Annotated in this window: 23 protein-coding genes; 9 read left to right on the forward strand and 14 right to left on the reverse strand. The window is 62.2% G+C overall.

What is annotated here, in order from left to right:
* The first annotated feature begins 143 nt into the window (after nt 1–143).
* Nucleotides 144–1,016: a DMT family transporter gene (locus QN085_RS22955; protein WP_013974401.1), complete on the forward strand. Its 873-nt coding sequence runs from the start codon at nt 144–146 to the stop codon at nt 1,014–1,016.
* Here QN085_RS22955 and QN085_RS22960 read toward each other — a convergent pair.
* Nucleotides 1,013–1,903 (reverse strand): esterase/lipase family protein, encoded by an 891-nt coding sequence (locus QN085_RS22960; protein WP_013974402.1) that lies wholly within the window; start codon nt 1,901–1,903, stop codon nt 1,013–1,015. The genes QN085_RS22955 and QN085_RS22960 overlap by 4 nt on opposite strands.
* Nucleotides 1,904–2,026: 123 nt before the next feature.
* Here QN085_RS22960 and osmE point away from each other — a divergent pair, with 123 nt between their 5' ends.
* Together osmE and QN085_RS22970 are read left to right on the forward strand one after the other, a co-directional pair.
* Nucleotides 2,027–2,368 (forward strand): osmotically-inducible lipoprotein OsmE, encoded by a 342-nt coding sequence (gene osmE, locus QN085_RS22965; RefSeq protein ID WP_003258245.1) that lies wholly within the window; start codon nt 2,027–2,029, stop codon nt 2,366–2,368.
* A gap of 48 nt (nt 2,369–2,416) precedes the next feature.
* On the forward strand, nt 2,417–2,947 hold the full coding sequence (locus tag QN085_RS22970; protein WP_015271981.1) for a ferritin-like domain-containing protein: 531 nt from the start codon (nt 2,417–2,419) through the stop codon (nt 2,945–2,947).
* Nucleotides 2,948–3,076: 129 nt separating this feature from the next.
* Here QN085_RS22970 and QN085_RS22975 read toward each other — a convergent pair whose 3' ends face one another.
* Nucleotides 3,077–5,143 carry an AsmA family protein gene (locus QN085_RS22975; protein WP_013974404.1) on the reverse strand — a complete coding sequence of 689 codons (2,067 nt, stop codon included), beginning with the start codon at nt 5,141–5,143 and terminating at the stop codon, nt 3,077–3,079.
* 340 nt (nt 5,144–5,483) lie between these two features.
* Between QN085_RS22975 and QN085_RS22980 the strand changes: the two genes are divergently transcribed.
* The 3 genes from QN085_RS22980 to QN085_RS22990 all read left to right on the forward strand — a co-directional run bounded on the left by QN085_RS22980 (nt 5,484) and on the right by QN085_RS22990 (nt 8,054).
* Entirely contained in the window at nt 5,484–6,026 is a 543-nt protein-coding gene (locus QN085_RS22980; protein ID WP_038410167.1) for a hypothetical protein, read from the forward strand.
* Nucleotides 6,027–6,148: 122 nt separating this feature from the next.
* The gene (locus tag QN085_RS22985) at nt 6,149–6,781 is read left to right on the forward strand and encodes a TetR family transcriptional regulator (RefSeq protein WP_023662510.1); all 633 of its coding nucleotides are present in this window, start codon (nt 6,149–6,151) and stop codon (nt 6,779–6,781) included.
* Between the two features lie 175 nt (nt 6,782–6,956).
* Nucleotides 6,957–8,054 carry an AGE family epimerase/isomerase gene (locus tag QN085_RS22990; protein ID WP_024087807.1) on the forward strand — a complete coding sequence of 366 codons (1,098 nt, stop codon included), beginning with the start codon at nt 6,957–6,959 and terminating at the stop codon, nt 8,052–8,054.
* A gap of 98 nt (nt 8,055–8,152) precedes the next feature.
* On the opposite strand, the gene QN085_RS22995 is transcribed toward QN085_RS22990, so the two are convergent.
* From QN085_RS22995 to QN085_RS23020, 6 genes are all read right to left on the reverse strand, one after another.
* Entirely contained in the window at nt 8,153–8,920 is a 768-nt protein-coding gene (locus tag QN085_RS22995; protein WP_023660595.1) for an SDR family oxidoreductase, read from the reverse strand.
* 595 nt (nt 8,921–9,515) lie between these two features.
* Nucleotides 9,516–10,232 (reverse strand): ABC transporter ATP-binding protein, encoded by a 717-nt coding sequence (locus QN085_RS23000; protein WP_015271986.1) that lies wholly within the window; start codon nt 10,230–10,232, stop codon nt 9,516–9,518.
* Nucleotides 10,229–11,104, reverse strand: a complete 876-nt coding sequence (locus tag QN085_RS23005) for an ATP-binding cassette domain-containing protein (RefSeq protein WP_010955466.1) — start codon at nt 11,102–11,104, stop codon at nt 10,229–10,231. The genes QN085_RS23000 and QN085_RS23005 overlap by 4 nt, the downstream gene beginning before the upstream one ends.
* Nucleotides 11,101–12,402, reverse strand: a complete 1,302-nt coding sequence (gene livM, locus QN085_RS23010) for a high-affinity branched-chain amino acid ABC transporter permease LivM (RefSeq protein ID WP_024087808.1) — start codon at nt 12,400–12,402, stop codon at nt 11,101–11,103. The genes QN085_RS23005 and livM overlap by 4 nt, the downstream gene beginning before the upstream one ends.
* A 2-nt stretch (nt 12,403–12,404) precedes the next feature.
* Complete coding sequence (locus tag QN085_RS23015) at nt 12,405–13,319, reverse strand: ABC transporter permease subunit (protein WP_013974411.1); 915 nt, start codon at nt 13,317–13,319, stop codon at nt 12,405–12,407.
* Between the two features lie 156 nt (nt 13,320–13,475).
* Nucleotides 13,476–14,612, reverse strand: a complete 1,137-nt coding sequence (locus tag QN085_RS23020) for a branched-chain amino acid ABC transporter substrate-binding protein (protein ID WP_013974412.1) — start codon at nt 14,610–14,612, stop codon at nt 13,476–13,478.
* Nucleotides 14,613–15,080: 468 nt separating this feature from the next.
* On the opposite strand from QN085_RS23020, the gene pncB reads away from it, so the two are divergent.
* Entirely contained in the window at nt 15,081–16,286 is a 1,206-nt protein-coding gene (gene pncB / locus QN085_RS23025; RefSeq protein WP_013974413.1) for a nicotinate phosphoribosyltransferase, read from the forward strand.
* A 3-nt stretch (nt 16,287–16,289) separates the two neighbouring features.
* Nucleotides 16,290–17,117 (forward strand): NAD(+) synthase, encoded by an 828-nt coding sequence (gene nadE / locus QN085_RS23030; protein ID WP_013974414.1) that lies wholly within the window; start codon nt 16,290–16,292, stop codon nt 17,115–17,117.
* Between the two features lie 141 nt (nt 17,118–17,258).
* Here nadE and azu read toward each other — a convergent pair whose 3' ends face one another.
* A complete protein-coding gene (gene azu, locus QN085_RS23035; RefSeq protein ID WP_015271990.1) occupies nt 17,259–17,708 on the reverse strand; it encodes an azurin in 450 nt (149 codons plus the stop codon).
* Between the two features lie 349 nt (nt 17,709–18,057).
* Between azu and QN085_RS23040 the strand changes: the two genes are divergently transcribed.
* Nucleotides 18,058–18,645: a cytokinin riboside 5'-monophosphate phosphoribohydrolase gene (locus tag QN085_RS23040; RefSeq protein WP_023660590.1), complete on the forward strand. Its 588-nt coding sequence runs from the start codon at nt 18,058–18,060 to the stop codon at nt 18,643–18,645.
* Between the two features lie 135 nt (nt 18,646–18,780).
* Here QN085_RS23040 and QN085_RS23045 read toward each other — a convergent pair whose 3' ends face one another.
* The 5 genes from QN085_RS23045 to rpsR all read right to left on the reverse strand — a co-directional run bounded on the left by QN085_RS23045 (nt 18,781) and on the right by rpsR (nt 24,303).
* Nucleotides 18,781–21,081, reverse strand: coding sequence for a YgiQ family radical SAM protein (locus QN085_RS23045; protein ID WP_041506363.1), 2,301 nt, complete (start codon nt 21,079–21,081; stop codon nt 18,781–18,783).
* Nucleotides 21,082–21,197: 116 nt separating this feature from the next.
* Nucleotides 21,198–22,595, reverse strand: coding sequence for a replicative DNA helicase (gene dnaB / locus QN085_RS23050; protein ID WP_015271992.1), 1,398 nt, complete (start codon nt 22,593–22,595; stop codon nt 21,198–21,200).
* A 113-nt stretch (nt 22,596–22,708) separates the two neighbouring features.
* Nucleotides 22,709–23,155, reverse strand: coding sequence for a 50S ribosomal protein L9 (rplI, locus tag QN085_RS23055; protein ID WP_003249568.1), 447 nt, complete (start codon nt 23,153–23,155; stop codon nt 22,709–22,711).
* 20 nt (nt 23,156–23,175) lie between these two features.
* A complete protein-coding gene (locus QN085_RS23060; protein ID WP_003259010.1) occupies nt 23,176–24,039 on the reverse strand; it encodes a hypothetical protein in 864 nt (287 codons plus the stop codon).
* A 33-nt stretch (nt 24,040–24,072) separates the two neighbouring features.
* Nucleotides 24,073–24,303 carry a 30S ribosomal protein S18 gene (gene rpsR / locus QN085_RS23065; RefSeq protein WP_003249563.1) on the reverse strand — a complete coding sequence of 77 codons (231 nt, stop codon included), beginning with the start codon at nt 24,301–24,303 and terminating at the stop codon, nt 24,073–24,075.
* Between the last annotated feature and the right edge of the window lie 14 nt (nt 24,304–24,317).

Here is a 24,317-nt window from a genome sequence, read left to right on the forward strand (position 1 = left end):
TATCGAGGGCCTGCTCCGAAGGCCTTCGCGGGCTCGCCCGCTCCCACAGGATCTGCGCCAGCTTTCAGGCCTGTGATATGCGGGCAAGCCCGCGAAGGGCTGCAAAGCAGCCCCAATCCAAGCCTCAACGAGTAACCTGCTACATGAACTATCTGTTCCCCCTGACCGCCATCCTGATATGGGCCGGCAACACCGTGGTCACCAAGATGTCCGCCGGCGCCATCCACCCCGCCGAGATCGGCTTCTACCGCTGGCTGCTGGCCGCGCTGTTGTTCACCCCGTTCCTGCTGCCCGCCGTGTGGCGCAATCGCGCGGCCATTCGCCCGCACCTGGGCAAGGTTTTCGTGCTGGGCGTGCTGGGCATGGCGCTGTACCAGAGCCTGGCCTACTTTGCCGCCGGCATCACCAGCGCCACCAACATGGGCATCATCCTTTCGCTGATGCCACTGATGTCACTGGCATTGTCCATCGCCTGGCTGGGCCAGCGCCTGAGCTACGGTGCCCTGCTGGGCGCGCTGGTGTCATTTTTCGGCGTGCTTGAAGTGGTCAGCGCCGGCCACCCCGCCAGCCTGCTACAACAAGGCCTGAACAGCGGCGACCTGCTGATGCTGGTGGCCACACTGGCCTATGCGCTATACAGCTTCCTGCTGAAGAAATGGCAGATGCGCCTGCCGCCGATGCAGCTGCTGTACCTGCAGGTGCTGGTAGCCATCGTCGTGTTGCTGCCGCTGTTCCTGCTGTCGGACAAGACTGGCCTGAACAGCCGCAACGTCGGCCTGGTGCTGTACGCCTGCGTGCTGGCCTCGATGATCGCGCCACTGGTGTGGATGCAGGCAGTGCACCGCCTGGGGCCCAGCCGCACCACGCTGTTCTTCAACCTGCTGCCGCTGGTCACGGCACTGATCGCCGCCGTGGTGCTCGACGAGCAGCTGGCCCGCTATCACCTGGTCGGCGGCCTGCTGACCCTGGCGGGCGTGGTGCTGGCCGAGCGCTGGACCACACCGATCCGTCGCTAGAGCCCTGCCGCCTTGAGCCGGGCGGCATGTTCGGTGAACAGCCGCACCGGTTCGGCACCCTTGCCCACCGCACCAAGCGACTGGTTGACGATATCCAGGTGGTCGAGCGGGTAATCGTCGCCGATCACCTGCCCCAGGTGCGAACTGAAGCGCCCGACCATTCCGTCGCAATAGCCCTTTTCCTTGACGAAACTGCGCGCGAACAGGCGGCAGAAGTGGCTGCTGCCGTCGAAACGGTTGCGCCGCTGGTCGGTCAGGCCGGACTGCAAGGTGCCGGACCAGGAGTAATAACGCACGCCATCGACCTCATAGGCCCCTTCCCCGCCCCAGGTGCCTGGCAACCCCTGTGGATAAGCCTGGTTGAACAGCGCCACACCTGCACTGGTCAGTGACTGGTGCGAGGCGTGTACATCCACCGGCAACGGGTCACGGCGCCAGCCGGTTTCCAGCCACACCAGCAGCACGGCCAAGCCATGCAGCACGGCCTTCAGGATGCGCCCCTGCGGAGAATCGCCCGGTGCCGTGCGTTCCAGGTAGTCGGCCAGTTCCGAGCCATGGTTGGGCCCCGCCACCGAAGTGACCGAAGCCACCCGCCCAGGCCGCCTGGCAGCCGCGTAGCGCGCGCTCAGGGCGCCCTGGCTGTGGCCGATGAGGTTGACCTTTTCCGCTCCGGTACGCAGGCAGATGTCTTCGATGATCGCCAGCAACTGCTCGCCGCGCACCTCGCTGGAATGCAGTGGCGAAACCTGCACCGGGAACACCTGCGCCCCGCCCTGGCGCAGGGCCGGCACGATGCCGAACCAGTAGGGGTAGAGCACTACCCGGACAAAACCGAGCATGCCCGGCACCAGCACCAACGGGTATCGCGTGGCCAATTCCTGCTGCATTGCCCCAGCCCCTTTCCGTGGACGACCGGCCAACACTACAGCGGCCTTGATGACCATCGCAATCGAACTCCCGCCGCGCGCTGCGGTTCCAAACCACACAGACCCTTTGCAAGGAGCGGGACCATGTACAAGCAGACCCTGGCAATCCTTCTGGCAAGTGCCACCCTCGTCGCCTGCGGCAGCCGCCCGGAAAACCCGGTGGATTACGTCACCTACCGCGACGAACCGCTGGTCAAGCAGGTGGAAAAAGGCATGACCATGCAGAAAGTCATCGCCATCGGCGGCAGCCCGTCCAACGTCATCGACCTCCCCCATGGTGGCACCTGCAACGACTACATCCTCAACCACGATGGCCACCAGCAGCCCTACTACGTGCGCTTCGACGCCACCGGCCATGTCGACGCCAAGGGCTTCAAGACTTGCAAACAACGCGAAGAAGACAGCGACGCCGTCCACGGCGCCTAAGCCTTCCAGGCCATATCCATGACCACCCTGATGTTCCAGGAGATGAACATGAATGCGAATGAACTGACCGATGTACAAACCCTGCGCGAACGTGCCCGTCAGCATGTCGAGCAAGGTGCGGTGACCGAGGGTTACGATGCTGATCGCCAACAGATCCTGCGCCTGCTCAATGATTCACTGGCCACCGAACTGGTCTGCGTGCTGCGCTACAAGCGTCACTACTTCATGGCCAGCGGCATCAAGGCCAGCGTGGCTGCCGATGAATTCCTCGAGCATGCCAACCAGGAAGCCGAGCACGCCGACAAGCTTGCCGAACGGATCGTGCAGTTGGGTGGAGAGCCGGATTTCAACCCGGACAACCTGAGCAAGCGGTCCCATGCCCAATATGTGGCGGGCACTTCATTGAAAGAGATGGTGCTGGAAGACCTGGTGGCGGAGCGTATCGCCATCGATAGCTATCGCGAGATCATTCGGTACATCGGGGATAAAGATCCGACTACGCGGCGGATTTTTGAAGACATCCTCGCGCAGGAAGAAGAGCACGCGGACGATATGTCCGACCTGTTGCAAGGCTTGTGATTCTTGGGGGCGCTTTGCGCCCCTTTCGCGACACAAGGCCGCTCCCACGGGTATTCCACAAGTCTTTAGGGCTGTGAAATACCTGTGGGAGCGGCCTTGTGTCGCGATGGGCCGCGAAGCGGCCCCCTGCTATTTCCGCTCTTTCACCACCGCCGGCGCCTTGCCCGCCTTCATCTGCTGCAACAGCGGCGTGCACTGGTTGGGATCATCCCCGCTGCTAGGCGCAATCAGCGCCAGCAACCCCGCCGCCGGCCCGGCAACCACGCCCAATGCCACCATTCCCGCTCCGCGTAATGCCAGCGGCACCGCCTGCACCCCGGCACTGGGCTTGGCGAACGGCCCGCGCACATACAGCGGCGAGCGCAGCGAGAACAGCCGCAACCCTTTCGATTCGGGGGTAATTTTCAGGTCCAGCTGCTCCGTGGCGAAATTGGCCGTGCCGTTGATGTAGATGATCGCGTTCTCGGTATCGAAGATGAACAGGCGCGTGGTCGCCAGGCCATCCTTGATACCCACGTCAGCCGCTGCGCAGTTGATCTTCACATCCTCATCGCCAAACAGCTTGCCGACCACATAGTTGCCCACGTTCAACCCGGCAATCTCCATCAGGCTGCGGCTGATGGCACCATCGTTGATCAGCATGCGCAGGTCGCCATTGGCCGTGCCCAGCAAGGCGGCCACCGAGTTGCCCCGGCCAGTGATATCGGCATCGCCATTCAACTCACCGAAGCTGGTCTGCATCGGCGCAAAGGAGGGGAACAACTGCTTGAGCTTGAAGCCCCGCGCCGTCAGCCGGGCACGCCCCTGCAACGGTACGTTGCGGCCATCCAGGCGAATCCTGGAAGCCAGGTTGCCGCCAGCCACGCCAAAACGCAGGGGCTCCAGGCGCAGCAGGCCGTCCTCCAGGATCACGTGGGCCGACAGGTCGTTGAACGGCAGTTGCGCGCTGTGCACGATGCGCTTGCCAGCGAAGGTGACGTCGGCGTCCATCGCGCGCCAGCGCTCGGTGCGGAACTCTTCCACTGGCAGCACCTTGCCCTCCGGCTGCTTGCTGGCACCACCGCGGGCTTTCTGCTCGGCGTTGGAGTCGGCACCGATCAGCGGTGCCAGGTCCTTGAACAACAACTGGTTGGACACCAGGTTGCCGGACAGCTTGGGCCGTGGCTGGCTGGCAACGAAGGCCAGGTCGCCATGGATATCGCTGTCACCGATCTTGCCGTTGAAACCCTGGTAATTGAAGGTCGCACCCTGCGCCGCGTGGAGGTTGGCGCTGAGGTGGCCGTCGGTGGAATAGGCCGGGGTGTCGGGCAAGGTTACGCCGGTCAACGGGTAGAGGTTGCCCAGGCTGGCCCCGGACAGGCGCAGGCGCAGGTCGAGGGCGCCGAGGTTGCGCGGGTCGGTCAGGGTGCCGGCAAGCACCACATGGGTGTCGGCGATGCGCACGTCAGCCTGCAGCGGGAACGGCTGGCTGGCGTCCTGCAGGGCCAGCAGGCCGCCGATCTTGCCGGTACCGGACACCAACTGGCCTTTGTAGCGGCCCTGGGCCTTGAGCCCGAAGGCATAGTCCTGCGCGGCACCGACCTTCTCGGCGCTAGCCTTGCCGACGATGTCGCTGAACGGGACAGGCTTGCCCAGCGGGTCGATCTGCACCTTCATGCTGGTTTTCAGGGTTTGGTCATCGAAGCTGACATTGCCCTGGTCGAAGCCGATGGCGCCAATGTCCAGCTGCCATTTGGAAGGCTCTGCGTTTTCATCCTTGGGGCCGAAGTCGAAGGCCCAGTTGGCGCGGCCATCGGCCAGGCGGGTGAGGCTGGCTGTGGGCTTGGTCAGGTCGATGCGCGGGATGCTGATCTGCTGGAACAGCAGCGGCAGCGGCGCCAGGCGGAACGCCACGCGCTCCAGGCCGACCATCTTCGGTTCCTTGAGCCACTCGGGGTTGCCCAGGGTCAGGTCTTCGGCAATGAAGTGCGGCCAGGGCACCCAGGCACGCCAGCCCCCCTCTTCTGGTTCGGTGCGCCAGTCCACGGCAAGGTTGCCATTGATCGCGAAGGGCCGCTGCAGGGCCTCGGAGACTTTCTCGTTGAGCAGGGGCTTGACGCGGTTCCAGTCGAAGGTGGCAATCACCACCACCAGGATCGCCAGCAGGGTCAGCAGGCTGGTGAAGGTCCAGACGAGGATTCTGGCGGGACGCGTCATTGCGTGATTCTCCTTGCGGTATGGCACAGAACAGGTGCAGCGGTGGCACTCAATATCTCGGACTGATGAAAACCCGTGGGGTTTTATCGATGGCGCCATGATAGCGAAGTTTTTCCTGGCCTTTTGCTCAGCAAATCGTCGCGCCAGACCGTGCGTGTTACCTGCAAAAGCGCCATCAAATTGCCACCTAACGGCCTGTAAAGTGCTGTCTAGAGCAGTTTCAAATCTCTATCAATACGGTCGATTGTTACCATTACCCGTATGAACTTCTCTCTGGCGTTACGCGGCGTAGCATTGGCTCCGTACCCACTTTCCAGCCCCCGAGAGGAGCACCGAAATCATGAAACGCCATCTGCTGACCCTGACCCTGTCCATCCTGGCTGCCAACGCTTTTGCCCTGCCAGCCGACGAGCAACACCTGACCGCCGAATCGCGCTCCAGCGCTGCTGAAATCGCCCAGCCGCTGAAGACCGTTGCTGAAGGTGGTGCTGATCGCCTGATCGAACGTAGTGCCCGCGTTGCCGAAGGTGGCTCCGATCGCCTGATCGAACGTACTGGCCGCGTCGCCGAGGGTGGTTCCGATCGCCTGATCGAACGTACTGGCCGCGTTGCCGAGGGTGGTTCCGATCGCCTGATCGAACGTACTGGCCGCGTCGCCGAGGGTGGTTCCGATCGCCTGATCGAACGTTCTGGCCGCGTCGCCGAGGGTGGTTCCGATCGCCTGATCGAACGTTCTGGCCGCGTTGCCGAGGGTGGTTCCGATCGCCTGATCGAACGTTCTGGCCGCGTTGCCGAGGGTGGCTCCGATCGCCTGATCGAACGTACTGGCCGTGTTGCCGAGGGTGGTTCCGATCGCCTGGTTGAAATCAGCCGTGTGAGCTGATCGCCATGACCGAAAAGAACAACCTATGTCACAACGCCAGCTCCCCTCCAGGCCCGGTCCATTGACCGGGCTTTGTTTTTTTAACTAGAGTGCCCAGCCTTACCGCCATAGAAGCCCGCACCATGCTGCCGCGCGCCGAACAGAAGCTACAGACCCGCCAGGCCCTGCTCGATGCTGCCTGCCAGCTCATGGAGAGTGGCCGTGGTTTCGGCAGTATCAGCCTGCGCGAAGTGGCAAAGACGGCCGGCATCGTACCCACCGGTTTTTACCGGCATTTTTCCGACATGGACGCCTTGGGCCTGGCCCTGGTTGCCGAGGTCGACACCACCTTCCGCCAGACCATCCGCCTGGTGCGCCACAACGAATTCGAATTGGGCGGCATCACCGACGCCTCGGTGCGCATCTTCCTTGACGTGGTCGCCGCCCACCGTGCGCAGTTCCTGTTCCTCGCCCGTGAGCAGTACGGCGGTTCACAGGCCGTACGCCAGGCCATCGCCCGCCTGCGACAGGACATCAGCGACGACCTGGCCACCGACCTGGCGCGGATGAAGCGCTGGCAGCACCTGGACAGCGCCGCGCTGGCGGTGATGGCCGACCTGGTGGTGAAGACCGTGTTCGCCACCCTGCCCGAGCTTATCGACAGCCCCGAAGCGGGTTATCCACAGGCGTTGACGCCGCAGGAAAAGATCACCCAGCAGTTGCGCTTCATCTTCGTAGGGGCGCGGCATTGGCAGGGGCTTGGCAACCCGAGCTGATCGGTAGCCTGTACTGACCTCTTCGCGGGTGAACCCGCTCCCACAAGTACGGCACCGGACCTGAGGGAAGCGCAATACCTGTGGGAGCGGGTTCACCCGCGAAGAGGCCGGCACAGGCTACCCACAACCCAGTTCTGCTACCATGGCGCCCTGCCCGACAGCGACGAGCGCCGAAATGTCCGACCCCCGCCCCACCCTGCCCGAACTGGCCCGCTTCAACCAGCACTTCGCCGAACGCATCGTGCCGTTGTGGCAAGGCCCGGGCTGGAACGCCGACATGGCCCTGCCCTACGAGGCACTGGACGCCCAGCACCAGCCATTGCCGGTGCAGCGCTACCGGGCCATGGCCTGCGCAAGGCAGCTTTACCTGTTCAGCAGCCGCATCGGGCAACCGGGCGCAGCCGAGCGTGCGGCCGCCTTGTTCCGCTCGCTGCAGAAGCACTTCCACGACGCCGAACACGGCGGCTGGTTCTACAGCATCGACGCCCAGGGCAAACCGCTGGACCGGCGCAAGGACCTCTACACCCACGCGTTCATCGTCTTCGCCTGTGCGCACTACTGGGGCAAGGTGCGTGAAAACCTGGTGGAGTCCACGCTGAACGCCGCGCTGGACATCATCGACCAGCAGTTCGCCCGCGACGACGGCCTGTACGAAGCCAGCCTCGCTGAAGACTGGGCAGACCTTGGCAGCGGCCCGCTGCAAAACCCGCAGATGCACCTGGCCGAAGCCTTCCTGCAGGTGCTGGCGGTGCGTGACGACAAGCATGCCCGGCAGTCGTTGCTGCACCTGTGCGACGCGCTGCAGGAACACTTCATCGACCCCGCCCACGGCCTGATGCTGGAAAAGCCACACGGCACTGTGGATAACTGGTTCGAGCCGGGGCACCAGTTCGAGTGGTTCTACCTCCTGCATACCTCGCCACTGCTGCGAGATACGCCGCTGCATGCGTCCATCGACCGGGCTTTCGGCTACGCCGAGCAATACGGGGTGAAGGATGCCGCTGTGCTGGCGATGCTGGATGTAGATGGCCAGGTGCTCGACGCCACCCAGCGGATCTGGGCGCAGGCGGAGTACCTGCGGGCGCTGGTGTTGCGGACAGGGGGCGAGAGCAAGCTTGCCAGGCAGTTACAAGCCCTGGAAACGCGGTTCCTGCGTGAGGCCGGCTGGTATGAGTGCCGGGATGGGCAAGGCAGTGTCAGCCGGCATGATATGCCTTCGACTACGCCCTATCATTTGGCAACTTGCCTGGAAGGGCTGCAGCGCCTGGGCTGACGCATTCGCGGGTGAACCCGCTCCCACAGGGATAGCGCCTGCTCTGAAACCGGTGCAGTACCTGTGGGAGCGGGTTTACCCGCGAAGAGGCCCTCGGATCAGCCTTTGACCGACCGGTCGATCGAGAACCCTGCCCAGTCCTGGCTCACCGGCATCAGCTCGAGGCTGTTGATATTGATATGCGCCGGCTGGTTGAGGATCCAGAAAATGGTCTCGGCGATGTCCTGCGGCTGGATCGGCTCGGCACCGGCGTAGGTGGCGTCGTATTTGGCCTGGTCACCGCCAAAGCGCACCAGCGAGAACTCGCTCTCGCACAGGCCCGGCTCGATATTGCTGACGCGCACGCCCGTGCCCCGCAGGTCGCAGCGCAGGCTCAACGAGAACTGGCCGACGAAGGCCTTGGTGCCGCCATACACGTTGCTGCCTGGGTACGGGTAGTTGCCCGCCACGGAACCTACGTTGAGGATCGACGCCCCACGGCCATGGGCGATCAGCCGTGGCAGCAGCAGGCGAGTGGTGTACATCAGGCCCTTGATGTTGGTATCGACCATGGTTTCCCAGTCGTCCAGGCTGCAGTTCTGCGCCGCGTCCACCCCTAGCGCCAGGCCTGCGTTGTTGACCAGGCCGCGTAACTTGTCGAAGCCGGCCGGCAAGTTGGCGATGGCCTGCTCCATGGCTTTGCGGTCACGCACGTCGAGCACCAGGCCCTGTACTTCGGTCTTGGCCGACAGTTCTGCGCACAGGGCATCCAGGCGCTGCTTGCGGCGGCCAGTGAGCACCAGCTTCCAACCAGCTTCGGCAAAACGGCGGGCAGTGGCCTCACCGAAACCGGAAGTCGCGCCAGTGATGAATACGGTGGACGTCATGCTCTGTTCCTCACGGTGGATTGTCATCGGCAGTCTTGCAGCATGCCCGCGCCGCGTGCTTGCAGCAACCCGCCCGGGATACTGTTCATTTTTTGATCATATGTGGCAAACCCTTACAGCAGACGGCTCGGCACCAGCTATGCGCACGTTATCCACAAGGCTTTCCCCACGGATTGGGGGCAACTTGTCCACGGTACGGAACCCTTTCAGCGACTTATGGTCGGTGGATATCTTTTCGGTGATGGCGCAAGGCTTTCAAGCATGCCGTCTGCAGCGGTCTGTCCAAGGTTTTTTCACAGGGTTATCCACAGGCTTTGCGCGAGCCTTGGAATGAATGCAGGGCTTTGAAAAACCTGGGAAAATAATCCACAAGGTGCAATTGATCAAAAAATGATCATGACTCTGCAGGGCTTGGTATCAAAGGGCTTGAGCGAGATGCCACCATGTTTTCCACAGGCGGTTCCACATTAACCGTGGAAAAAATGATCCTGTGGAAACAAGGGTTTGTGGTGGGGTTGTGGAGTAATTGGGGAGAGGTGTTCGAAAGGTTGTCCACATTGGCTTCGAGGGCCGCTTTGCGGCCCCCGAATGCAACTCAATGCCCGCCGAGATAGGCGTTGCGCACTTCTTCGTTGACCAACAGCTCCTGCCCCGTCCCGCTCATGCGAATCTGCCCGTTGACCATCACATAAGCCCGGTCCGACAGTTTCAGCGCATGGTTGGCGTTCTGCTCAACCAGGAAGATGGTCATGCCGGTCTTGGCCAGCTCACGCAGGGTCGAGAAGATCTGCTTGACCACGATCGGCGCCAGCCCCAGCGATGGCTCATCCAGCAGCAACAACTTTGGCCGGCTCATCAGCGCGCGGGCAATTGCCAGCATCTGCTGCTCGCCACCAGACATGGTCATGGCCCTCTGGTTACGCCGCTCTTTCAAGCGCGGGAACAGCTCGTACATGCGCTGCATGTCTTCGTCGGCATGCTTGTCACCGATGGGGATGGTACCCATCATCAGGTTCTCCTCGACCGTCATGTCGGGGAACACCCGGCGCCCTTCCGGCGACTGGGCGATGCCGTTGGAGGCAATGTAATGCGACGACTTGCGAGTGATGTCGGTGCCGCGGTACACGATATGCCCCGAAGCCGCCCGTGGCTGGCCGAAGATCGACATCAGCAGGGTCGACTTGCCAGCGCCGTTGGCGCCGATCAGGCTGACCGTCTCACCTTCATTGATGTGCATCGAGACTTTCTTCAGCGCCTGGATAGGGCCGTAGAACACGTCCAGGTCCTTCAATTCCAGAATGGGTGCACTCATACCAGTTCCTCTTCATCTGCACCCAGGTAGGCGGCGATCACCGTCGGGTTGTGGCGGATATCCTGCGGCGCGCCTTCGGCAATCACGTTGCCGTGGTCGAGCACCACGATATGATCGGAAATGCTCATGACCATGCCCATATCGTGTTCGATCAGCACCACGGTAATGTCGTGCTCGTCGCGCAGCACGCGGATCATGCGGCTGAGGGCCTCGGTTTCCTGTGGGTTCAGGCCAGCCGCCGGTTCGTCCAGGCAGATGATCTTCGGCCGCGTGCACATGGCCCGGGCGATTTCCAGGCGGCGCTGCTGGCCGTACGACAACTCGCCAGCCAGGCGGTTGGCGCAATCGACCAGGTCGACCACTTCCAGCCAGTAGAACGCGTGGTCCAGCGCGTCGCTCTCGGCCTTGCGGTAGGCCTTGGTGTTGAGTACCCCGGCCAGCAGGTTGCGGTTGACCCACATGTGCTGCGCCACCAGCAGGTTCTCCACCACCGACATTTCCTTGAACAGGCGAATGTTCTGGAAGGTGCGTGCCAGGCCGGCGCGGTTGACCAGGTGGGTACCGCCGAACATCTTGTAGTACATGCGGTTGGCGAAGCGCGCCGGGGAGACGAAGTCTGCCGCCTGGAAGCGCTCGCCGAGCAGCTGGATGACGTTGGTGTGGCTACCGCGCACGTTCAGCTCGATGCGCCCGCCACTGGCCTTGTAGAACCCGGTCAGGCAGTTGAACACGGTGGTCTTGCCCGCACCGTTGGGGCCGATCAAAGCGAAGATCTGGTTGCGCCGGACCTTCAGGCTGACATCGCTGAGCGCCTTGATGCCGCCAAACTGCATCATCAGGTTGTCGACCGAGAGAATGATATCGTCGCTCATGGCGCCACTCCTTTACGCGGGGTCACACCGGTACGGCTGATGCGGATCAGCCCACGCGGTCGCCAGATCATCATCAGCACCATCAACACACCGAACAGCAGCACGCGGTATTCGGAGAAGCTGCGCAGCAGCTCGGGTGCCACGGTCAGCACGAAGGCGGCGATCACCACGCCTACGGTCGAGCCCATACCACCGAGCACGACGATGGCGAGGATCAGCGCCGACTCGAAGAAGGTGAACGACGACGGGTTGACGAAGCCCTGATAGGTGGCAAAGAACACCCCGGCCAAGCCGGCGGTGGAGGCACCCAGGGTAAACGCCGAGAGCTTGACCAGTACGTGGTTCAGGCCCATCGAGCGGCAGGCGATCTCGTCTTCGCGTAGCGCTTCCCAGGCACGGCCGACCGGCATGCGGGTCAGGCGATGCTTGATGTAGAGCACTGCAAGCACGACGATGAACAGCACCGCGTAGATGAACACAAACTTGAGGTTGGCGTTGTAATCGAAGCCGAAGAACTCGTGGATCGGTACCCCACCGTCCTTGGCCCTACGGCCGAACTCCAGGCCGAAGAAGGTCGGCGCCGGTGCCGGCATGCCGTTGGGGCCGCCGGTGAACGACAACCAGTTGTTCAGCACCAGGCGGATAATCTCGCCGAAGCCCAGGGTCACGATCGCCAGGTAGTCGCCGTGCATCCGCAACACCGGGAAACCGAGTATGCACCCCGCCAGCGCCGCAGCTATGGCCGCCAGTGGCAGCACGCTCCAGAAGCCCAGGCCAAGGTACTGGTAACCCAGCGCCAGGCCGTACGCGCCGATGGCATAAAACGCCACGTAGCCCAGGTCGAGAAGGCCGGCCAGGCCGACCACGATGTTCAGCCCCAGGCCCAGCAGCACGTAGATCAGGCCGAGGATGACGACGGTCAGCAGGTACTTGTTGGCGAAAATCGGGAAGACGATGGCGATCACCACCAGCGCCGGGATGATATAGCGCAGCCGCGATACGTAGTTCGGCGCGCGCACATGCACGCCCGAGCCACCGCTTTCGAAGCCCTGGAGCATGCGCGAGCCGGCGGCTGTCTGCAGGTACAGGCTGAGCAGGAAGCGGCCCAGCATCACCCCGCCAACCAGCCAGGCCACACGCCGCGGCTCGGCGTTGAAGGTGTAGCCGTCGAGCACCACGCCAACGACAGGGCCGAACACGATGAGTGCCAGCAGGCCGGCGACGATGGTCTCCAGCAGGCTGCGTTTGATATCGAAACTTTTGCTTTCAGGAACAGAGGCAGTTTTGGCAATGGACATGTTCACACCTTAGCCACGAGCGGGCGACCCAGCAGGCCTTGTGGGCGGAAGATAAGGATCATCACCAGCAGCGAGAAGCTGAACACGTCCTTGTAGTCGGAGTTGATCAGGCCAGAGAACAGCGACTCGGAAATGCCCAGGATGATCCCGCCGAGCATGGCGCCAGGCAGCGAGCCGATACCGCCGAGCACCGCGGCGGTAAACGCCTTGATGCCGATGATGAAGCCGGCGTAGAAGTCGAAGGTGCCGTAGTTCATGGTGATCAGCACGCCGGCCAGGGCAGCCATAACCGCACCGATGACGAACACGTAGGAAATCACCCGGTCGGTGTTGATGCCCAGGATCGAGGCCATCTTGCGGTCTTGCTGGGTGGCACGGCACATGCGGCCGAGCTTGGTGTACTTGATCACATAGGTGAGCAGGCCCATGCCAACGAAGGCTGCCACCAGGATGAAGATCTTGGTGTAGGTAAGTTGCACGAAGCCGGTGCCCACTTCGACACGCCAGGCGCCTTCCAGCAGGGTTGGCACGCCTTGCTGGCGGGCGCCCTGGCTGATCTGCGCGTAGTTCTGCAGGATCAGCGAGATGCCGATGGCACTGATCAGTGGTGCCAGGCGGGTGGAGTTGCGCAGGGGTTTGTAGGCGATGCGTTCGATGGTGAAGCCGTACACGCCGGTGACGACGATGGTGAACAACAGGGTGCCCAGCATCAACAGGGGGAACGACTCGATACCGAAATAAGCCAGCAATGCCAGGCTGATCGCCGCGAGGTACGCGGAAATCATGTACACCTCGCCGTGCGCGAAGTTGATCATGCCGATGATGCCATAGACCATTGTGTAGCCGATGGCGATCAGGCCATAGACCGACCCGAGGGTCAGGCCGTTGACCAGTTGCTGCAGGAAAATACCATCCATAACGCAATCTCACCTGATTGAGATTGCACGAGCGCCGACCACGGCGGGCCTGGAACAGGCGGCCCTCGCAGCGCAGTACTGTGCAGATCTACGGATAAAGACAGGTACCGCGGGGCTTTGGCCCGGGGGCTGACGCGCCCGGGCCGTGGGCCGTTGTTATTTTTGTTTTTCCAGCTGGTGGTACTTGCCTTGGGCATCCCACTGGTAGACCACGTAGTCGGACACGGTCAGGTCACCCTTCGAGTCCCACTTTTTCTCGCCCATGACGGTCTTCACCGGGTTGGCCTTGAGCCACTTGGCAGCGTCTTCGCCCTTGTTCGACTTGGCGCCGTTGAACGCGGCAGCCAGGGCCTGCAGCGAGGCGTAGGCGTACAGGGTGTAGCCTTCAGGTTCGGTACCGGCCTTGCGGAACTCCTCCACCACCGCCTTGCTGTCCGGCAGCAGGCGCGGGTCGGCGCCGAAGGTCATGTACACGCCATCGACGTATTGCGCGCCGCCAGCGGTGGACACCAGTTCGTCGGTGACGATGCCGTCATCGGACATGAACTTGACGTCCTTCAGGCCCTGCTCGCGCAGCTGGCGTACCAGCGGGCCGGCTTCCGGGTGCAGGCCGCCGAAGTAGACAACGTCGGCACCGGTGGAACGGATCTTGGTGACCACGGCACTGAAGTCCTTCTCGCCGCGGGTCAGGCCTTCGTACAGCACCGGCTTGACGCCGCGTTTTTCCAGCTGTGCCTTGGTCGCGTCGGCCAGGCCTTGGCCGTAGGTGTCCTTGTCGTGCAGCACCGCGACTTTCTTGCCCTTGAGTACGTCGACGATGTAGTCGCCGGCGACGATGCCCTGCTGGTCGTCACGACCGCACATGCGGAACATGGCGCCCAGGCCGCGCTCGGTGACCTGTGGGTTGGTGGAGCCCGGGGTGATGGCGATGACGCCAGCCTCGTCATACACCTCGGAGGCCGGGATGGTGTTGGAGGAACAGAAGTGGCCGACCACGCCGATCACCTTGTCCTGGTCGACCAGGCGGTTGGCCACGGCCACGGCCTGTTTCGGCTCGCAGGCGTCATCGCCCTTGACCAGTACGATTTTCTCGCCATTCACGCCACCGGCGGCGTTGATCTTGTCGGCCGCTGCCTGCGCACCTTTCATGTACTGCTCGCCAAACGCTGCGTTAGCCCCAGTCATCGGGCCCGCTACACCGATCTTGACGTCGGCCTGAACATACGAAGAAACACCCAGTGCCGTAGCTACGGCCAGAGCCAGGAAACCTTTCTTGTAAAACGTCTGCGACATGAGGTGGTGCTCCTAGAGTTTTTTTGGTTGGCACTACAACTTCTCAGCCCTGTGCTCAGAGCAAGGGCCGTGCCATAGGTTTTGTCTTCCGGCAAAACACACTGCGCAGGTTGCCTGCAGGCGACCGACGGCCTTTTCTTTATTGAGCGTGCAACCGTCTGCCACGCGGCAGGCGCCACCACACGTACAGACAAGGAGCAACCGTCGAGTGCCATCATTGCAACCCTGGCAAGTGTTTACGTGCAACCGCCCTGTAACAGCGGACGTCACCGAACTGCACACAGCTGGTGCGCGACTGCTACAGGCGGCACCGTTTCAAGGCTAGCTGGTGCGCGAAAAAACACCTCTGTTTTGGCAGATACGCGGCCCTGTGGGAGCGGGTTCACCCGCGAAGAGGCCAGCCCAGACACAACAAGGCCGAAAAGGCTGGCACAATGTCCGCCATTCGCCGCTTCCGGAGCCCCATTGATGAGCGAGAGCGCATTCGCCGAGCGCATCGTGCACAACCTGCTCGACACCGACTTCTACAAACTCACCATGATGCAGGGCGTGCTGCACAACTACCCGGACGCCGACGTCGAATGGGAATTCCGCTGCCGCAACGGCGAGGACCTGCGCCCCTACCTCGGCGAGATCCGCAACCAGCTCGAACTGCTCAGCGACCTCACCCTGGATGACGGCCAGCTGGCCTTTCTCGAACGCATCAGCTTTCTCAAGCCAGATTTCCTGCGCTTTCTGCGCCTGTTCCGCTTCAACCTGCGCTACGTACGCCTGGGGATAGAAAACGACCAGCTGTTCCTGCGCCTGAAAGGCCCGTGGCTGCATGTGATCCTGTTCGAAGTGCCGCTGCTGGCGATCATCAGCGAAGTGCGCAACCGCCATCTGCACCCGCGCATGCGCCTGGCCGAGGCCCGCGACCAGCTATACCGCAAGTTCGACTGGCTGCGCGCGCATGCCAACGAAGAGGAACTGGCCGAACTGCAAGTGGCCGACTTCGGCACCCGCCGGCGTTTTTCCAGCCGTGTGCAGGAAGAAGTGGTGCGCGTGCTGCGCGACGATTTCCCGGGCCGCTTCGTCGGTACCAGCAACGTCGACCTGGCATGGAAACTGGATATCAAGCCGCTGGGTACCATGGCTCATGAATGGATCATGGCCCACCAGCAACTCGGCCCGCGACTGATCGACAGCCAGATCGCCGCGCTGGACTGCTGGGTGCGCGAGTACCGCGGCCTGCTCGGTATCGCCCTGACCGACTGCATCACCATGGATGCCTTCCTCGGCGATTTCGACCTGTACTTCGCCAAGCTGTTCGACGGCCTGCGCCACGACTCGGGCGAACCGGTGGCATGGGCGGAAAAAGCCATTGCCCATTACCAGAAACTGGGTATCGACCCGATGACCAAGACCCTGGTGTTTTCCGACGGTCTCAACCTGACCCGCTCGCTGGAAATCTTCCGAGCCCTGCGCGGTCGCATCAACGTCAGCTTTGGCATCGGCACCAACCTGACTTGCGACATCCCGGGTGTGGCCCCGATGAGCATCGTGCTTAAAATGACCGACTGCAACGGCGCGCCGGTAGCGAAGATTTCGGACGAAGCCGCCAAGACCCAATGCCGCGACGAGAACTTCGTCGCCTATATGCGCCATGTATTCAAAGTCCCCAGCAAGGAGTAACCCATGCAAGCGGTTCAGCAAGAGATTGCCCAGGCGCTGAAGGTACAGCCGCCGTTCGCCGACGCCGCCGCGCTCGAGGCCGAAGTGGCCCGGCGCGTGGCGTTCATCAAGGATTGCCTGGCCAACGCCCGGCTCAAGACCCTGGTGCTGGGCATCAGCGGCGGCGTCGACTCGCTGACCGCCGCCCTGCTCGCCCAACGCGCCATTAACGAGCTGCGCGCCGAAACCGGCGACAAGGCCTACACCTTCATCGCCGTGCGCCTGCCTTACCAGGTCCAGCATGACGAGCATGACGCCCAGGCGTGCCTGGAAGTGATCAAGGCCGACGAAGTGCACACCGTAGATATCGCCCCGGCAGTACGGGCGCTTGCGGCTGAAGTGGTGGAGTTGAAGAACGGCTCGCCGACGCTGGTGGACTTCGTGGTCGGCAACGTCAAGGCGCGTACCCGCATGGTCGCCCAGTACACCATCGCCGGTGCCCGCGCGGGCCTGGTGATCGGTACCGACCACGCCGCCGAGGCGGTGATGGGCTTCTTTACCAAGTTCGGTGATGGTGCCTGCGATCTGGCGCCGCTGAGCGGGCTGGTGAAGAACCAGGTGCGGGCGATTGCGCGCAGCTTCGGTGCGCCGGAGTCACTGGTGGAGAAGGTGCCGACTGCGGACCTGGAAGACCTGGCACCGGGCAAGCCGGACGAAGCCTCCCATGGCGTGACCTACCAGCAGATCGATGCCTTCCTGCATGGGCAGCCGGTTGACCAGGAAGCGTTCGATATCATCGTCGCTACCTACCGCAAGACCCAGCACAAGCGCGAACTGCCGTTCGCCCCTTGATCAGGCTGTAGAAAGACCTGTGGGAGCGGGTTCATCGGGGCGCCGAACCGCCGCGAATATGTCGGTGGGCTCACCATTGCATTCGCGGCGGTTCGGCGTCCCGATGAACCCGCTCCCACAGGGTTCACCGTCAGCTTTTGATTACTTGACGACGACCTTGCCCTTCATCATCGAGATGTGGCCCGGGAAGGTGCAGAAGAAGCTGTAGTCGCCACCGGCTTCCAGCTTGGTAGCATCGAACTTCACCTCGGTCTCCTTCTCAGGAGCACCAATCATCTTGGTGTGGGCGATGATCGCGGCGTTGTCAGCCTTGATGTAGTCCTTTTCCAGACCCTGGCTCATGCCTTCGGTGGCAATGCCCTGCATGTCGGCAGTCTTGCTGATCACCAGGTTGTGGCCCATGACGTTCTTCGGCAGGTTGCCGGAGTGGGTCAGTTTGACGGTGAATTCCTTGCAGCTCTTGTCGACGGTGATTTCCTTGGTGTTGTAGGACATCTGGTCGGTGGAGTCGACTGTCACCGAGCACTCGGCTGCGAAGACAGAAGCGCTGGCGAGGGTCAGCAGGGATACCGCTACAGCTTTCGCAAACATCATGAATCTCCTTGGCAGGGTTTTATCAATTGCGAGACTGCCTGAAACCGTTCAGCCCCTTGCTGATATGGGTCAAGGGGCTGTCAAGAGGCCAGCCAGTAGAATTGTTCAATGGATTGTATACAACCAATTCAAGGGCACATCATGCCCTTTTATTGGACGATGGGACAACCTCTCATTTAGGAGCAATACGAAATGACCCTTGGTAGCCTGATGAACAGCCTGCTGGCGGCCTACGCCCATGGAGCGACCGGCGCCATCTGCGAATTCTCCCGACCGGAGTGAAACCAGCCTTGGAACTGTAGGACATGGGCCTTACCCTGTCAGCCTGAGTGACCGGAGATGAGCAATGCCCGTACGTTCCGTTTGTGTGTTCTGCGGCGCCAGCATTGGTGCCAACCCCGCTTACCGTGAAGCGGCCATCGCGCTGGGCCAGGCGATAGCCCGTCGCGGCCTGACCCTGGTCTATGGCGGCGGCGCAGTTGGCCTGATGGGCACCGTCGCTGACGCGGCCATGGCGGCCGGTGGCGAAGTGATCGGAATCATCCCCGAGAGCCTGATGAATGCCGAAATCGGCCACAAGGGCCTCAGCCGCCTGGAAGTGGTCGACGGCATGCACGCGCGCAAGGCACGCATGGCCGAACTGAGCGACGCCTTTATCGCCCTGCCCGGTGGGCTGGGTACGCTGGAGGAGTTGTTCGAGGTATGGACCTGGGGGCAATTGGGCTATCACGCCAAGCCGCTGGGGCTGCTGGATGTGAACGGTTTCTACGAGAAGCTGGGCGGGTTCCTCGACCATATCGTCGAAGAAGGCTTCGTGCGGCCGCAGCATCGGGCGATGTTGCTGCTGGGGCAGCAGCCCGATGAGCTGCTGGACGGGATGGACAGCTTTGTTGCGCCTGTGGCGCCGAAGTGGGTCGACAAGAAGCCTGACTGATTTCCAGATTTCGGGGCTGCTTTGCAGCCCTTTCGCGACACAAGGCCGCTCCCACAACAGCACTTCGTACGCCGATCGATGTGGGAGCGGCCTTGTGTCGCGAAAGGACCGCAAAGCGGTCCCGATATGGATCAGTTAGCGCGGAATGACCGGCTGGCGCGGCTTCTTGTTGCCTTTGCCACCCTTGGCCGCTTCCTTGCGCTCCTTGGCCGCCTGCTGGTTACGCGCAAACGCTTCGGCCTTGGCTTTTTCACGCTTGTCCCACGGTTTGCTGCCATCACTGCCACGCGGCGGCAGGCCGGTGTGCTGGGTAAGGACCTTCTGCTCCTTGCCCACCTTGTGGCTACCCGCCGGGGTCGAGTTCTTGCGGCGAGCACTCTGGTAGGTATCGGTCTGCGGCTGGTGCAGCGGGATCAGCTGGTGCTTGCCCGGCCCGATCAGGTCGGCACGGCCCATGCGCTGCAGCGCCTCACGCAGCATCGGCCAGCCCTTCGGATCGTGGTAACGCAAGAACGCCTTGTGCAGACGACGCTGCTCCTCGCTCTTGACGATCTCCACACCTTCGCTCTTGTAGGTCACCTTGCGCAGCGGGTTCTTGCCCGAGTGGTACATGGCCGTGGCCGAAGCCATCGGCGACGGGTAAAACGCCTGCACCTGGTCGGCACGGAAGCCGTTGCCCTTCAGCCACAGGGCCAGGTTCATCATGTCTTCGTCGGTGGTGCCCGGGTGCGCGGCGATGAAGTACGGGATCAGATACTGCTCCTTGCCCGCCTCTTTCGAGAACTTCTCGAACATGCGCTTGAAGCGGTCATAGGTGCCGATGCCCGGCTTCATCATCTTGTCCAACGGGCCACGCTCGGTGTGCTCCGGGGCAATCTTCAGGTAACCGCCGACATGGTGGGTGACCAGCTCCTTGACGTACTCCGGCGACTCCACCGCCAGGTCATAACGCAGGCCAGAGGCAATCAGGATCTTCTTCACACCCGGCAGGGCACGAGCCTTGCGGTACAGCTCGATCAGCGAGCTGTGGTCGGTGTTGAGGTTTTCGCAGATGCCCGGGAATACGCACGACGGCTTGCGGCAGTGCTTCTCGATGTCATGGCTCTTGCAGGCGATGCGGTACATGTTGGCAGTCGGGCCGCCAAGGTCGGAGACCACGCCGGTGAAGCCCGGCACCTTGTCACGCATCTCTTCGATTTCGTGCAGGATCGACTCGTGCGAGCGGTTCTGGATGATGCGGCCTTCGTGCTCGGTGATCGAGCAGAAGGTGCAGCCACCGAAGCAGCCACGCATGATGTTCACCGAGAAGCGGATCATCTCGTAGGCCGGGATGCGCTCCTTGCCGTAGGCCGGGTGCGGCACACGGGCATAGGGCATGCCGAACACGTAGTCCATTTCCTCGGTGCTCATGGGGATGGGTGGCGGGTTGAACCACACATCCACTTCGCCATGCTTCTGCACCAGGGCGCGGGCGTTGCCCGGGTTGGTCTCCAGGTGCAGTACCCGGTTGGCATGGGCATAGAGTACCGGGTCGTTACGCACCTTCTCGAACGACGGCAGGCGGATCACCGACTTTTCCCGGGTCATGCTCGGGCTGTCGAGAATCTGCACGACCTTGGCTTCGTTCGGGTCCTCCTGGTCGCCCTTGGCCTGCTCGATGGCACAGGCCTGGGTGTCCTGGGTATTCACGTACGGGTTGATGATCTTGTCGACGCGGCCCGGGCGGTCGATGCGGGTCGAATCGATCTCGTACCAGCCCTGAGGCGTGTCACGACGCACGAAAGCAGTGCCGCGCACATCGGTGATGGTCTCGATCTTCTCGCCGTTGGACAGGCGCTGGGCCACCTCGACCACCGCGCGCTCGGCGTTGCCGAACAGCAGGATGTCGGCGCTGGCGTCGATCAGGATCGAGTGGCGGACCTTGTCCTGCCAGTAGTCGTAGTGGGCGATGCGGCGCAGCGAGGCCTCGATGCCGCCGAGCACGATCGGCACATGCTTGTAGGCTTCCTTGCAGCGCTGGCTGTACACCAGGCTGGCGCGGTCCGGACGGCTGCCGGCCAGGCCACCAGGGGTGTAGGCGTCGTCGGAACGGATCTTCTTGTCCGCGGTGTAGCGGTTGATCATCGAGTCCATGTTGCCCGCGGCCACACCGAAGAACAGGTTCGGCTCGCCGAGCTTCATGAAGTCGTCTTTCGACTGCCAGTTCGGCTGGGCGATGATGCCTACGCGGAAGCCCTGTGCCTCCAGCAGGCGGCCGATGATGGCCATGCCGAACGACGGGTGATCGACGTAAGCATCACCGGTCACGATGATGATGTCGCAGGAATCCCAGCCGAGCAGATCCATCTCCTCCCTGCTCATCGGCAGGAAAGGTGCTGGCCCGAAACATTCGGCCCAGTACTTGGGATAGTCGTAGAGTGGTTTGGCTGCTTGCATGTCAGTGACCGGTTCTGGTGTGCAGGGAAATCGCGGGCGCGGAATATAGCACAAATTTTGACCAAATCCGACGATGGTTGTCGGATTCATGGCTTGCCGGCGATGAGGCCGGTGGCTTATTCGTCGTCGTCGAAGTTGTACATGCCCGGCGCCAGGTTCTCGAAGCGGGTGTACTTGCCGATGAACGCCAGGCGAACGAAGCCGATCGGACCGTTACGCTGTTTACCGATGATGATTTCAGCCACCCCCTTGTGCTCGGTCTCGGGGTGGTACACCTCGTCGCGATACACGAACATGATCACGTCGGCGTCCTGCTCGATCGCACCGGATTCACGCAAGTCGGAGTTCACCGGGCGTTTGTTCGGGCGCTGTTCCAGGGAGCGGTTCAGCTGCGACAGGGCGATGACCGGGCAGTTGAATTCCTTGGCCAGGGCCTTGAGCGAGCGGGAGATCTCGGAAATTTCGTTGGTCCGGTTGTCGCCGGCCGAACCCGGGATCTGCATCAGCTGCAGGTAGTCGACCATGATCATGGCGATTTCGCCGTGCTCACGAGCCAGGCGGCGGGTACGGGCGCGCATTTCCGAGGGGCTGATGCCAGCGGTATCGTCGATGAACAGCTTGCGGTCGTTGAGCAGGTTCACCGCCGAGGTCAGGCGCGGCCAGTCGTCGTCGTCCAGCTGGCCGGAACGCACCTTGGTCTGGTCGATACGGCCCAGGGACGAGAGCATACGCATGATCAGCGATTCACCTGGCATCTCGAGGGAGAACACCAGTACCGCCTTGTCGGTACGCAGTACGGCGTTTTCCACCAGGTTCATGGCGAAAGTGGTCTTACCCATCGACGGTCGTCCGGCGACGATGATCAGGTCGGCTGGCTGTAGGCCGCTGGTCTTCTCGTCGAGGTCGGTGAAGCCGGTGGATACGCCGGTGATGTCACTGTCGGAGTTGAACAGCGTGTCGATGCGGTCGATGGCCATGGTCAACAGTTCGTTGACCCCAACCGGGCCGCCGGTTTTCGGGCGAGCCTCGGCGATCTGGAAGATCTGCCGCTCGGCGTCGTCGAGAATTTCTTCGGCGTTGCGCCCTTGCGGGTTGAACGCGTTGTCGGCGATATCGGTACTGATGCTGATCAGCTGGCGCAGGGTGGCGCGCTCGCGAATGATCGCGGCATAGGCCTTGATGTTGGCTACCGACGGGGTGTTCTTGGCCAGCTCGGCCAGGTAAGCCAACCCACCGACTTGCGAAGAAAGGCCTTCCTTGTCCAACTGCTCGTGCAGGGTCACCACGTCGAATGGCTGGTTGGCGTCGGCCAACTTGTGCACGGCACGGAAGATCAGGCGGTGGTCATGCCGGTAGAAGTCGCCATCCGATACCTGGTCCAGCACCCGCTCCCAGGCGTTGTTGTCCAGCATCAGGCCACCGAGCACGGCCTGTTCGGCCTCGATGGAATGCGGCGGCACCTTCAGGGCTGCGGTTTGCAGGTCAAGCTGTTCGGAAGTGGTGATCTCGTTCATGGCCACGAAAGAATTCTGGAGGATGAAAAAGACAAAGGGCACGGCCTGTCGAAAACAGGACCGTGCCCGATGTTAACCGCCTGCCCCACAAGGAGCCAGACAGTCAGCGCAGCTTAGGCAGCTACGACGACCACGCGTACGGTGGCTTCAACGTCGCTGTGCAGGTGCACGGCTACGTCGTATTCGCCAACCTGACGGATGGTGCCGTTCGGCAGACGAACTTCAGCCTTGGCCACTTCAACGCCAGAGGCGGTCAGGGCGTCAGCGATGTCGTGGGTGCCGATCGAACCGAACAGCTTGCCTTCGTCGCCAGCGGTGGCAGTGATGGTCACTTCCAGCTCGGCCAGTTGGGCAGCGCGGCTTTCAGCCGAAGCTTTCTTGTCAGCAGCTGCTTTTTCCAGCTCGGCGCGACGCTCTTCGAACGCAGCCAGGTTGGCGGCGTTGGCAACGGTGGCCTTGCCGAATGGCAGCAGGAAGTTACGGCCGTAACCAGCCTTAACTTTTACTTTGTCGCCCAGGTTGCCCAGGTTAGCGACTTTTTCCAGCAGGATCAGTTCCATTTGGTAAAACCTCTTAACTTTTAACCTTCACCGTTCGCGGAGTCATTCCCCTTGGGGGACTTGCGACCGCGAAAATCAATCAGGCTGTCGACAATGGCCAGAACCACCAGCAACGGATAAATCAGCTGCATGATCAGCGGCAGCGTCACGTACATGCCCACCAGCCAGAACCCGGCCAGTCGACCCTGTGCCACCAGCCCATGCATCAAGGCGATGCCGGCCAGTACCAGTACCAGGCTCGAGGCCGATGCCAGGACGATGAACTGCGGCCCGATGAACGGGGCCACCACCATCACTGCCACCAAGACCGCCATGGTCTGTTTCGGCAACTTCAGGGCGCGAAACTCGCGACCGAAGCCTCCAGGGTTGTACAACGCTGCCTGCCAGTAGCGCGCCAGCACCAGGGCCAGCACACTGAACAATTGCACCGTCACTGCTGTGGAAGCGACCAGCACAGGGCGGATCAGCTCACCGGAGAGCACCGGCTGCCCCTCGATTTTCGGCATGGCTTCGGCAAAGGCCTTGGCCAGTACATCGAAGGTTTGCGCCAGCGCCAGATCGAGCACGAGGCTGAAAGCCACGGCGAACACGGCACTGACCAGCAACACCCGGCTCCAGGGATGCTCGGCGCGCAATAGCGCAGCCAAGCCCAGGGCACCCGCGATCACCAGAAAGGTGATGGGATCGCCCATGACCCACACGGCCAGCCCGGCCAGCAGGCCGCCGGCGATGACCGTTGTAGCATCCTTGAACCCACGCCGCAGCAGCACAAGGCTGCCGGCAGCGGCACTCAACCAGAACAGCAGCGGCAGTACCGCGCTGATGACCACCACCAGGGTGGCCTGCACACGACCGCGCATGATGAAACTTGCTAACGCTCGCATGCTAATCCCTTACTGCTTGTCGACGACCCGGTCTCAGCGGCCGTGGCTGTCGGTGTAGGGCAGCAGGGCCAGGAAGCGGGCGCGCTTGATAGCGGTAGCCAGCTGACGCTGATAACGAGCTTTGGTACCGGTGATACGGCTTGGAACGATCTTGCCGGTTTCGGATACGTAAGCTTTCAGGGTGTTGAGATCTTTGAAGTCGATCTCTTTCACGTCTTCAGCAGTGAAGCGGCAGAATTTACGACGACGGAAGAAACGTGCCATTTAATAGGCTCCTC

Origin of the sequence: Pseudomonas sp. M2(2023) (genome assembly GCF_030263955.1) — a bacterium.
In the GTDB taxonomy this organism is placed as follows: Bacteria; Pseudomonadota; Gammaproteobacteria; order Pseudomonadales; family Pseudomonadaceae; genus Aquipseudomonas; species Aquipseudomonas asiatica.

Bases quoted from the DNA above. Each gene is read 5' to 3' on its own strand.
- QN085_RS22955 (WP_013974401.1), top strand. From the start codon at position 144: ATGAACTATCTGTTCCCCCTGACCGCCATCCTGATATGGGCCGGCAAC.
- QN085_RS22960 (WP_013974402.1), bottom strand. From the start codon at position 1,903: ATGCAGCAGGAATTGGCCACGCGATACCCGTTGGTGCTGGTGCCGGGC.
- osmE (WP_003258245.1), top strand. From the start codon at position 2,027: ATGTACAAGCAGACCCTGGCAATCCTTCTGGCAAGTGCCACCCTCGTC.
- QN085_RS22970 (WP_015271981.1), top strand. From the start codon at position 2,417: ATGAATGCGAATGAACTGACCGATGTACAAACCCTGCGCGAACGTGCC.
- QN085_RS22975 (WP_013974404.1), bottom strand. From the start codon at position 5,143: ATGACGCGTCCCGCCAGAATCCTCGTCTGGACCTTCACCAGCCTGCTG.
- QN085_RS22980 (WP_038410167.1), top strand. From the start codon at position 5,484: ATGAAACGCCATCTGCTGACCCTGACCCTGTCCATCCTGGCTGCCAAC.
- QN085_RS22985 (WP_023662510.1), top strand. From the start codon at position 6,149: ATGCTGCCGCGCGCCGAACAGAAGCTACAGACCCGCCAGGCCCTGCTC.
- QN085_RS22990 (WP_024087807.1), top strand. From the start codon at position 6,957: ATGTCCGACCCCCGCCCCACCCTGCCCGAACTGGCCCGCTTCAACCAG.
- QN085_RS22995 (WP_023660595.1), bottom strand. From the start codon at position 8,920: ATGACGTCCACCGTATTCATCACTGGCGCGACTTCCGGTTTCGGTGAG.
- QN085_RS23000 (WP_015271986.1), bottom strand. From the start codon at position 10,232: ATGAGTGCACCCATTCTGGAATTGAAGGACCTGGACGTGTTCTACGGC.
- QN085_RS23005 (WP_010955466.1), bottom strand. From the start codon at position 11,104: ATGAGCGACGATATCATTCTCTCGGTCGACAACCTGATGATGCAGTTT.
- livM (WP_024087808.1), bottom strand. From the start codon at position 12,402: ATGTCCATTGCCAAAACTGCCTCTGTTCCTGAAAGCAAAAGTTTCGAT.
- QN085_RS23015 (WP_013974411.1), bottom strand. From the start codon at position 13,319: ATGGATGGTATTTTCCTGCAGCAACTGGTCAACGGCCTGACCCTCGGG.
- QN085_RS23020 (WP_013974412.1), bottom strand. From the start codon at position 14,612: ATGTCGCAGACGTTTTACAAGAAAGGTTTCCTGGCTCTGGCCGTAGCT.
- pncB (WP_013974413.1), top strand. From the start codon at position 15,081: ATGAGCGAGAGCGCATTCGCCGAGCGCATCGTGCACAACCTGCTCGAC.
- nadE (WP_013974414.1), top strand. From the start codon at position 16,290: ATGCAAGCGGTTCAGCAAGAGATTGCCCAGGCGCTGAAGGTACAGCCG.
- azu (WP_015271990.1), bottom strand. From the start codon at position 17,708: ATGTTTGCGAAAGCTGTAGCGGTATCCCTGCTGACCCTCGCCAGCGCT.
- QN085_RS23040 (WP_023660590.1), top strand. From the start codon at position 18,058: ATGCCCGTACGTTCCGTTTGTGTGTTCTGCGGCGCCAGCATTGGTGCC.
- QN085_RS23045 (WP_041506363.1), bottom strand. From the start codon at position 21,081: ATGCAAGCAGCCAAACCACTCTACGACTATCCCAAGTACTGGGCCGAA.
- dnaB (WP_015271992.1), bottom strand. From the start codon at position 22,595: ATGAACGAGATCACCACTTCCGAACAGCTTGACCTGCAAACCGCAGCC.
- rplI (WP_003249568.1), bottom strand. From the start codon at position 23,155: ATGGAACTGATCCTGCTGGAAAAAGTCGCTAACCTGGGCAACCTGGGC.
- QN085_RS23060 (WP_003259010.1), bottom strand. From the start codon at position 24,039: ATGCGAGCGTTAGCAAGTTTCATCATGCGCGGTCGTGTGCAGGCCACC.
- rpsR (WP_003249563.1), bottom strand. From the start codon at position 24,303: ATGGCACGTTTCTTCCGTCGTCGTAAATTCTGCCGCTTCACTGCTGAA.